Consider the following 7,531-nt stretch of genomic DNA (forward strand, 5'->3'; position numbering starts at 1 on the left):
AGGGATCGGGGGTAAAATTCAGGTACTTTTTCCCTGAAAATTAGGTAACTGACTACCTCAAAATCGGTAAAACCCTACACCCCACACCCCACACCCCACACCCTGCCCCCACCAACAAACTTTTTCAGCAGACCCTAACTAAAACCAGAAACTTTGTGCCTCACAAGTATGAGAATTGCTGATTTTGTGAAAGCCCGTGACTTCATAAAGCCAAATGAAAAGGTAGTCGTTATCTTTACAGAGGGAAAACACTTTGTTCTCCACGATGACAACACTGGTTCAACGGGTCAGTGGAAGATCGATCCCAATCGTGAAGTTGACCGTATTATTCTTTATCATCGTGATGATGAGAATAATGCGAATAATTTGTACATAGCGAACCATGCTGGTGCAGAGCCAGCAGACAGGGAAGGTCGATACGACATTCGATTAACTCATGTTCAGTACATAGGGGCAACATCCGTAAATTGGGTTGAGTTTGCTGAAGGTGGGCAAAACCCAATTCGGTATCTTCCTTGATGTAGCTTTGATTCCTGAAGGTTCTTGTCATCCACTAATAGGTAGGTGAGAACACGAGGTAAACTATAAGCGGGGAGATTGTGGTGAAAACTTATGAAGTTGACTGTAACACTTGACCGTGACGAAGATGGAGTTTGGGTTGTAGAATGCCCCAGCATTCCGGGTTGTGTCAGCCAAGGTAAAACGAGAGCAGAAGCTCTTGAAAATATCAGAGATGCAATTATCGCCTGCCTTCAAGTTCGTGCAGAACGTGGGCTACCGCTAACGATTGAAACTCACCAAGTAGAGGTAATGGCATAATCATGTCCTCTGCTCTTCCTGTTCTCAGCGGACGTGAGGTAGTCCGAGTATTTGAAACCTTCGGCTGGCAAGTTGCGCGTCAAAGTGCAAGCCATATTATCATGGTTAAGGAGGGCGAACAGGTAACACTCTCTGTTCCTGATCATCGTGAAGTGGCAAAGGGTACGCTTCGTAGTCTTATTCGTACTGCTGGAATTACGGTACAAGAATTTGTTTCTGGCATGAGATGAGCGATAAGAGAGGTCTGACAATTCGAGTGCAGCGGACGGACGAAGGCTGCTGATGCTCAGTTCAAGGTTGTCTGATGCCGCTGATTCGAGCCGTTACTTGTACTGAGCGCATTGGAAGTATCAGTTATCAGCTACTTGTTTTCCGAATTAATTGGCCGTTTTTCAGTTTATTATCAACGTCCAATAGGATCAAAATCAGTCCCTTATGCACCCACAAAAATTATCGAGTATTCTGTTAACTGATCAAGGAGAAAGATTATGGTAGCCACTCCAGTCAAAACCAAAACCACGGGACAATACTACGCCACCCGCATCGATTTAGCATTAGATATCCGCAAAGCTATTGTTGAAATCTTAAGCCAAACCCTTGCCGCTAGTTTAGACCTAAAAACTCAGGTTAAACAAGCCCACTGGAATGTAAAAGGTTTAAATTTCTACCAATTGCACAGCCTCTTTGACGAAATGGCCACGGAATTAGAAGGCTATGGGGACATGGTAGCAGAACGGATTACCGCTTTAGGTGGAACCGCTTTGGGAACAGCACGCATCGCCGCCGCTAACTCGATTCTGCCAGAATATCCGGCTGATATCGTCGATGGTAGTGAACATATCGTTGCTTTAGCCGAACGTTATGCCTTATACGCTTCCCATCTTCGTTCTGCTATTGATAGCACTGGCAATCAAGGGGATGCCGACACAGCAGATCTCTATACGGAAATCTCCCGGGACATCGATAAACGTCTCTGGTTCCTAGAAGCGCATCTGATTAAATCGGAAGATGTTATCGGTTAATTATAGATAAATTTGGGGTGTGTTAACGTAGCTTAATACACCTTAAATTCTCGTAATCGGTAAACGTAGCCAATCACTTAACTGCTGTGCCAACCAATCTAATTCGGCTTCGCTAACATCTTCACTGGCAGTGATAATATATTCTCGATGGTTGGCAACGAGAACCAGAGAAGGAGGAATAATATTAACATTTTCTCCCTGCATAGTGACGGTGACATTGCGACGGAGGAGACTATAAATTTCCCAATTAGCGGCATCGGCAGTTGGTTTAAATTTCAGCCCCCAGAGTTTTTGGTAAAGAGAAACTTTTTTGGGGGTAATTTTTAACTCTAGTTCCCCCTGCCAAAAAGATTTCCATAACTGCCAAGATAAACTAGAGGAAATTAAATTGAGCAGAAAAATTAGGATAATCGGGATTAAAAAAGCGACCAGTTTGAGATCGTAAATAGCGACTATAGTTAAGAGAATGATCGTAAAGAATAGGGATGGTAAAAACTGTCTTAACTGGGTTTTGAGATTGTTGAAAAACTTTTGTTTGGTTTTACTAGCGATTTTTATTTGCAGGAGATTATCTGTTTTATAAACAGTAACTTCGCTGCCGTAGGGTTTGGTCAGATTGCCAATAAATACTAGGATCAATTGACAACTATATAAGCTGGCTAAAGCTTCTGTCACCGAACGAAAATGAGAGTCTGGAGGGGAGTTTGATAATCTTTTTAACCAATAGATGAAAAAAGCACTTAGATTAGTTTTTTGCTCAAAGTTTTCGGGTATGTAACGATGCTTAATCCCCGTGGCTAAACTGATTAAAGTTTTACCTAGATCCTGTAAGTCGGTGGTGGGAGAATCGGAATCAAAGGCAAAATCAACTAGATAAAAACGATGAGACTGGGTATCAAAGAGGATATTACTAAGTTTAATATTGCCGTGGTTAATGGGGAGATCCTGCTGATGGATATAGGAGAGAATCTCCAAAAGATATTTGGCAATTTGTTTGAGGTCTTGTTCTGCTAACAAATAACCGGAGTTAAGATAGTTTTCTAAAGGCTGCGCTGATAAATAAGGCCGGACAATAGCGATGATTTGTTCTTGGGATGAATCTATCTCAAAAATATCGAGGTATTTGGGGAGAGATGGGTGGGAGAGTTGTCGCAATAGGGCAATTTTACCGGTTATTTCTCCGATAAACTGACTCCCTTGCCCCCTAGGAACAGGAATAAGTTTAATGATAACTAACTGGGTGGTGTGTCTGTCCCTAGCTAAGATAGTTTTTTTCCCCAGCACCTGTTGGACTTGATAACGACTATGGAGAACTCGATCGAGCATGGGCGAGGATGGAGTAAGTAGTATCTCTAGGATAGCTCACTCTGGAAACTCTAGCCGCTATCTTTAGCATCCTTTTAATATTTTAACCCATATTCCCCACTTCAGTTTGAAGCATAAAAAACTACAGGTATTTTCAAAGAAAAAAAATCAGAATAAGCAAAAAAAATACTCAACCAATCAGATATTGAGAAGAAATCATCAAATACCAAATATTTTTGGCTCTTCGGGAATTGTTATGCAAATAATTAACTTAAAATAAAATTCGATGAGAGCGCCTACGCTCAAAAGTCAGTCCAGTAGGGTGCGTTAGACGGCGACAATCTTGGCTTTTACTTAGGAATAACAATCCGTCGTAACGCACCACCCACGAGAGCTATTAAAAATAGAATAATACCTAATTATAGATAAAAATCGGGCTAAAGCCTCGACAACGAACCTGATTTTATGACAAGGTTTGTAGTTGCGCTTCAGCACTAAACTCTGGATGTTTGAATAAGAAATTAAGGTTATGAATTACCTCCTAACGAGTCTAAATATCGCTGATAGGCTTGTTGTTGTTCTTCCTCTGAGAAAAACTGTAAAGCCGGATTTTCGGTTAACCACTCGTCAAAAGAGAGGATATTAACGCCTTTAGATTTTAGGTATCTTTGATAAGCTTCTCGTTGATCTTGCTCTGAAAAATGCTGTAAGGCAGGATTTTGATTAACCCACTCATTAAAGCTTAATACTTGTGATGGGTTATAAGTAGGATTTGGTTTAGGGGTTGGAGTTTGAGGAGTTGGATCGGAAAATAATAGGTTATTGCGATGATCTTCCTCTGTGTAAGAAAACCAATAAGCGACTTTTTACCCTTCAGTTAAGGGGATTTTATGCCAATCAAGCCACATATCTTCTTCTTGAATCCTAGCTCTGATTCTTCCCATTGCGTCACTTTTTTCGGTATAGTTTAAACCGCTCCATTCTTGACTCAAATCCTGTGCCATATAAATCGCTTCTTTTAAATTAGTTTGATTCGGAAAACCTCTAACGTCATCATCTGTTTGATTAATATCTATAATATCCCTATCAGCAGGTTTTAAGGGACTACGCTGATTACCCTATTTTCTCGACGGTGGAAAATCTAAGTCGAATCTATCTAATTCCTCAAGAACATTTTGCAAAATATAAACCATACCTTCAGGATATTCGGTTGTTAGTGCTTCTTTTATGCTTCTAGGATATCCGTAGGCTATCTTTTTTTTCGCGTCTGGTTTAGAATCCCCCTTATCAGAATCTTCAATTTTAGAACCTGGCGATGGTGAAAAATCTCCTGGTAAACCACCTCTATCAGTACCTCCTTTTTTAGTGCTTTTATCTTTATCTCCTTTTTCCTTTCCTTTATCTTTGTCTCCGTCTTCCTTCTCCTCATCGTTCTGATTCCCATTGTGCTAAAGCCTCCTCATCTGTTGCTTGATTTTCAGAAGTCTCAGATTGTTCTGATTCTAATTGTGCCAAAGCTTCCTCATCAGTTTGCTCTGTTTCTGCTGAATTTTTTAGGTTTTCTGAAGACTCTTGACCATCACTTTGGGATTCTTTTTGTTCCAATTGCGCCAAAGCTTCCTCATCAGTTTGCTCTGTTTCTGCTGAATTTTCTAAACTTTCAGAAGACTCTTGACTTTCTGTTGTCGAGCTGCTTTCGATATTCATAGGATTTTTAAATTTTGGTTAATAAATTAATAATTTAGGAAGGTTTAGATAATTGGATAACGTAACTGATAGCTTGAGGATTATCAACTCGTTGAGAGGCATCAAGAATTTCAATACCCACTATTTTACCCTCATCATTATAGTCAAAAATCATGCCGTTTTCGTCTTCATTACTTTCTGCGATTGTAGTTTCACAAAAGATAATGTTCATGATATCTACTTCTGGATCATAAATAATTTTCATGGCTTTCCCCAATACTTATCAATTTTACTGGTTCGGTAGGCTGTAATCACTTCTATTGGTTCTCGATTGCTCTCAACAATAAGTCGTAAGAGGTATTCTTTACCATCTCCAAAGTCTAGGCGAGATTGATAAACCTTTCGATTATTATAACCCGATACTATCTGTTCTGGATTGTTGAGTACCGATTTTACTAATTCTGGGGGAATATCCCGTTTTTCCATTTCTTGTAAAACATGGTCTTTCAATATATATTCGGTTTCTTCTAATTGTTCTTCTTGCCATTGTGCTAAAGCTTCATCATCATTTTGTTGTATTTCCGTTAAGTCTTCTGGATTTTCCGAAGAATCTTGACTTTCTATAATGCTCATAGGCTGTTACTTCCTAGTAAATCAAATATCTCCGATATGCTTGTTATTGTTCTTCTTCTGATAAAAACTGTAAGGCAGAATTTTGATTAATTTATGCTTCTCTATTCTTTACAAATTACCTCTTTAAAAGACTTGATAAAACTATTTTTATGACTTTGATTAAGAGCATTGATTCGACATCGGTATGCTACTTCTTGGGTATAACACCAAGCCATATATAAACTTTTTTCCTCCTCAATATTAGTTACCTTTAAAATAAGTCTGGCAAGATTTTTCATCGATTCAGTCTTATTTTTAGCTTTTTTAAAGCTTTTCCAAGCCTCGTTAAACTCGTCCTTACTTTCCTCAGCCAACCTCAGAATATCATCCCGATACTCACAGGGATCTGTACATAGAAAACAATTTATCATTTTACCCTTCACCACCCCAAAGCGACTCATATAAACCCGCACCTCTTCATCAGACTGCTGCCGACTGAAATTTTCGTCAAATCCTCGATAACAATTCTCTATCGAAGACTTACCCTCATAAGTCGGTGGTGCAGGATCTTTATACACTGGGACATCAATGAAAGTCGCTTTCTGTAGTCCAGTGTAAAATATTGCTGCCCTCCCTGTCTCGCATTTTCCTAAAAAATCCCGCTGCTCCTCACTCATAATCATGGCGTTGGCGATCGCCTCTCGATCATGAGTATCCCGCAACTGGTGAGCAATATAAGCCCTGACCTCTGCTAACATATTACAAAATGACTGAACTGCTTTGGCTTTGACATCCGATGTTCCTCCCTCTTCACTCCCCTTAGAAGCCACATTTTTTAAGACATTGTGTGCTTCTTCTACTAAGGTGATATGAGTTAATTCTTTACTTGGATTCAATTCTCGATATTCGGCTCTCCCAGGTTTGGTGGGTAAAATGTACTCTAAGATACATTCCTCAAGAGCGAGGGAGTGGAAGGAACCACTCCAGACACAGAGGACACAAAGATCGATCGATCATAGAGTAAGTTAAACTGATCACACAGAACCTAGAAGAGCCGATATTCTCGTAACATAGTTAAAAAGAACATCACCAATAAAGACTTATCTTGCTCATTGAGATCATTCATTTCTAAAATAACTGGATGACTAAATAACTCCTCAGCATTTGGCTGAGAAATAGGACGACTAAACATTAACCCCTTACTTCCCATTAGTAATGGTTTAATTCTTCCCTTAATCGCTGCTTCTAGATTACTTTTAACCTCTCCCTGATCCCCCCTTTCTTTTAACACCTTCTCTACCGCAACATAAAAATCATCCATCGTCGGAAATTGACGAGATTCTATCTCAGAATTTCTTCCCTTATCGGTTAATTGCCAACCCTTTTGCTGATAGATAACCTCTAATCCTTCCGCAATGACAGAAGGTAAAAGTCCCACATGGGGTAACGCTCCCTCAAAACAGGTTTGTAATTTAGCGATATGTGCTTCTACGAAAATGTCTTGACTATCGTACCCCGAATGAGGTATTCTATGAAGGTAGATCGGACAGTGATGCAATTTAGACTTGAATCGGCCGTTTCTCTATTTCCCGCCTTATTCGCTTAATCTTAATTTAATTGAAAGGCTGTGTAAATTCGTTAAAAATAAATGCTTATATGCAAAATATTATGAAAACTTTTATTAGTTTTCTTCTGCTATTCATGGATGTCTGAATGATGCCTATTTGAAACATAAAAATGAACTGGATTCCTTGCTAACTCCTAGGATTTCAGAAGTTTAATAAATCTCAGATTATGACCATCTAAAGTATAGACAACCAAAAAACTGGTGGTCTTATCTTTGCTGTCACGAGAAGGTAAATGCCTACTGATGGACAGGAGACAATTCTTGCTCTTGCAGAAGCGGAGGTCATCGAGATTAGCGACAGCCGCCGCAGTGACAATTCTGGCACCTGTATTGCCTGTCCTGTGGCTCAAGTGACTATGCTAAAATCGGTCAACTAGAAATGACGAGAAACGATTTTTTCAATAGTCGCCTGGGTATCCTGCAGCAGTTTCTCGCGACTATCTCTAGTATTAGTCAGACT

General features: G+C 39.7%; 12 protein-coding genes and 1 pseudogene. 6 read left to right on the forward strand and 7 right to left on the reverse strand.

Going from position 1 to position 7,531, the window contains the following annotated elements; translation table 11 throughout:
* Positions 1-168 precede the first annotated feature (168 nt).
* The 4 genes from PX484_RS13820 (at position 169) to dps (ending at position 1,841) form a co-directional block, all read left to right on the forward strand.
* Complete coding sequence (locus PX484_RS13820) at positions 169-519, forward strand: hypothetical protein (protein WP_002739434.1); 351 nt, start codon at positions 169-171, stop codon at positions 517-519.
* A gap of 93 nt (positions 520-612) precedes the next feature.
* On the forward strand, positions 613-819 hold the full coding sequence (locus PX484_RS13825) for a type II toxin-antitoxin system HicB family antitoxin (RefSeq protein ID WP_002739432.1): 207 nt from the start codon (positions 613-615) through the stop codon (positions 817-819).
* Between the two features lie 2 nt (positions 820-821).
* Entirely contained in the window at positions 822-1,049 is a 228-nt protein-coding gene (locus tag PX484_RS13830; RefSeq protein ID WP_002739431.1) for a type II toxin-antitoxin system HicA family toxin, read from the forward strand.
* 258 nt (positions 1,050-1,307) lie between these two features.
* Complete coding sequence (dps, locus tag PX484_RS13835; protein WP_002802486.1) at positions 1,308-1,841, forward strand: DNA starvation/stationary phase protection protein Dps; 534 nt, start codon at positions 1,308-1,310, stop codon at positions 1,839-1,841.
* Positions 1,842-1,883: 42 nt separating this feature from the next.
* Here dps and PX484_RS13840 read toward each other — a convergent pair whose 3' ends face one another.
* The 7 genes from PX484_RS13840 to PX484_RS13870 form a co-directional block, all read right to left on the reverse strand.
* The gene (locus tag PX484_RS13840) at positions 1,884-3,167 is read right to left on the reverse strand and encodes a protein kinase domain-containing protein (protein ID WP_288104294.1); all 1,284 of its coding nucleotides are present in this window, start codon (positions 3,165-3,167) and stop codon (positions 1,884-1,886) included.
* An 845-nt stretch (positions 3,168-4,012) separates the two neighbouring features.
* Positions 4,013-4,150, reverse strand: a complete 138-nt coding sequence (locus tag PX484_RS13845; RefSeq protein ID WP_287668814.1) for a hypothetical protein — start codon at positions 4,148-4,150, stop codon at positions 4,013-4,015.
* 421 nt (positions 4,151-4,571) lie between these two features.
* Positions 4,572-4,853, reverse strand: a complete 282-nt coding sequence (locus PX484_RS13850) for a hypothetical protein (RefSeq protein ID WP_002802492.1) — start codon at positions 4,851-4,853, stop codon at positions 4,572-4,574.
* Positions 4,854-4,887: 34 nt separating this feature from the next.
* The gene (locus tag PX484_RS13855; RefSeq protein WP_002802494.1) at positions 4,888-5,097 is read right to left on the reverse strand and encodes a DUF2283 domain-containing protein; all 210 of its coding nucleotides are present in this window, start codon (positions 5,095-5,097) and stop codon (positions 4,888-4,890) included.
* A complete protein-coding gene (locus tag PX484_RS13860) occupies positions 5,094-5,465 on the reverse strand; it encodes a DUF4258 domain-containing protein (protein ID WP_002802495.1) in 372 nt (123 codons plus the stop codon). The genes PX484_RS13855 and PX484_RS13860 overlap by 4 nt, the downstream gene beginning before the upstream one ends.
* A 101-nt stretch (positions 5,466-5,566) precedes the next feature.
* Positions 5,567-6,340 carry an ATP-binding protein gene (locus PX484_RS13865; protein ID WP_287765343.1) on the reverse strand — a complete coding sequence of 258 codons (774 nt, stop codon included), beginning with the start codon at positions 6,338-6,340 and terminating at the stop codon, positions 5,567-5,569.
* Positions 6,341-6,489: 149 nt separating this feature from the next.
* The gene (locus PX484_RS13870; RefSeq protein ID WP_002802497.1) at positions 6,490-7,002 is read right to left on the reverse strand and encodes a hypothetical protein; all 513 of its coding nucleotides are present in this window, start codon (positions 7,000-7,002) and stop codon (positions 6,490-6,492) included.
* Between the two features lie 22 nt (positions 7,003-7,024).
* On the opposite strand from PX484_RS13870, the pseudogene PX484_RS13875 reads away from it, so the two are divergent.
* Together PX484_RS13875 and PX484_RS13880 are read left to right on the forward strand one after the other, a co-directional pair.
* Positions 7,025-7,250, forward strand: a pseudogene (locus tag PX484_RS13875) (IS630 family transposase); the annotation flags it as partial.
* Between the two features lie 54 nt (positions 7,251-7,304).
* On the forward strand, positions 7,305-7,448 hold the full coding sequence (locus tag PX484_RS13880) for a hypothetical protein (protein WP_157404786.1): 144 nt from the start codon (positions 7,305-7,307) through the stop codon (positions 7,446-7,448).
* The last annotated feature ends 83 nt before the right edge of the window (positions 7,449-7,531 follow it).

This window comes from Microcystis sp. M49636_WE2 (assembly GCF_030065375.1).
Classification (GTDB): domain Bacteria; phylum Cyanobacteriota; class Cyanobacteriia; order Cyanobacteriales; family Microcystaceae; genus Microcystis; species Microcystis aeruginosa_C.

Coding starts and splice junctions, on each gene's coding strand:
- dps (WP_002802486.1), top strand. CDS start 1,308: ATGGTAGCCACTCCAGTCAAAACCAAAACCACGGGACAATACTACGCC.
- PX484_RS13880 (WP_157404786.1), top strand. CDS start 7,305: ATGCCTACTGATGGACAGGAGACAATTCTTGCTCTTGCAGAAGCGGAG.
- PX484_RS13845 (WP_287668814.1), bottom strand. CDS start 4,150: ATGGCACAGGATTTGAGTCAAGAATGGAGCGGTTTAAACTATACCGAA.
- PX484_RS13860 (WP_002802495.1), bottom strand. CDS start 5,465: ATGAGCATTATAGAAAGTCAAGATTCTTCGGAAAATCCAGAAGACTTA.
- PX484_RS13825 (WP_002739432.1), top strand. CDS start 613: ATGAAGTTGACTGTAACACTTGACCGTGACGAAGATGGAGTTTGGGTT.
- PX484_RS13840 (WP_288104294.1), bottom strand. CDS start 3,167: ATGCTCGATCGAGTTCTCCATAGTCGTTATCAAGTCCAACAGGTGCTG.
- PX484_RS13850 (WP_002802492.1), bottom strand. CDS start 4,853: ATGAATATCGAAAGCAGCTCGACAACAGAAAGTCAAGAGTCTTCTGAA.
- PX484_RS13830 (WP_002739431.1), top strand. CDS start 822: ATGTCCTCTGCTCTTCCTGTTCTCAGCGGACGTGAGGTAGTCCGAGTA.
- PX484_RS13855 (WP_002802494.1), bottom strand. CDS start 5,097: ATGAAAATTATTTATGATCCAGAAGTAGATATCATGAACATTATCTTT.
- PX484_RS13820 (WP_002739434.1), top strand. CDS start 169: ATGAGAATTGCTGATTTTGTGAAAGCCCGTGACTTCATAAAGCCAAAT.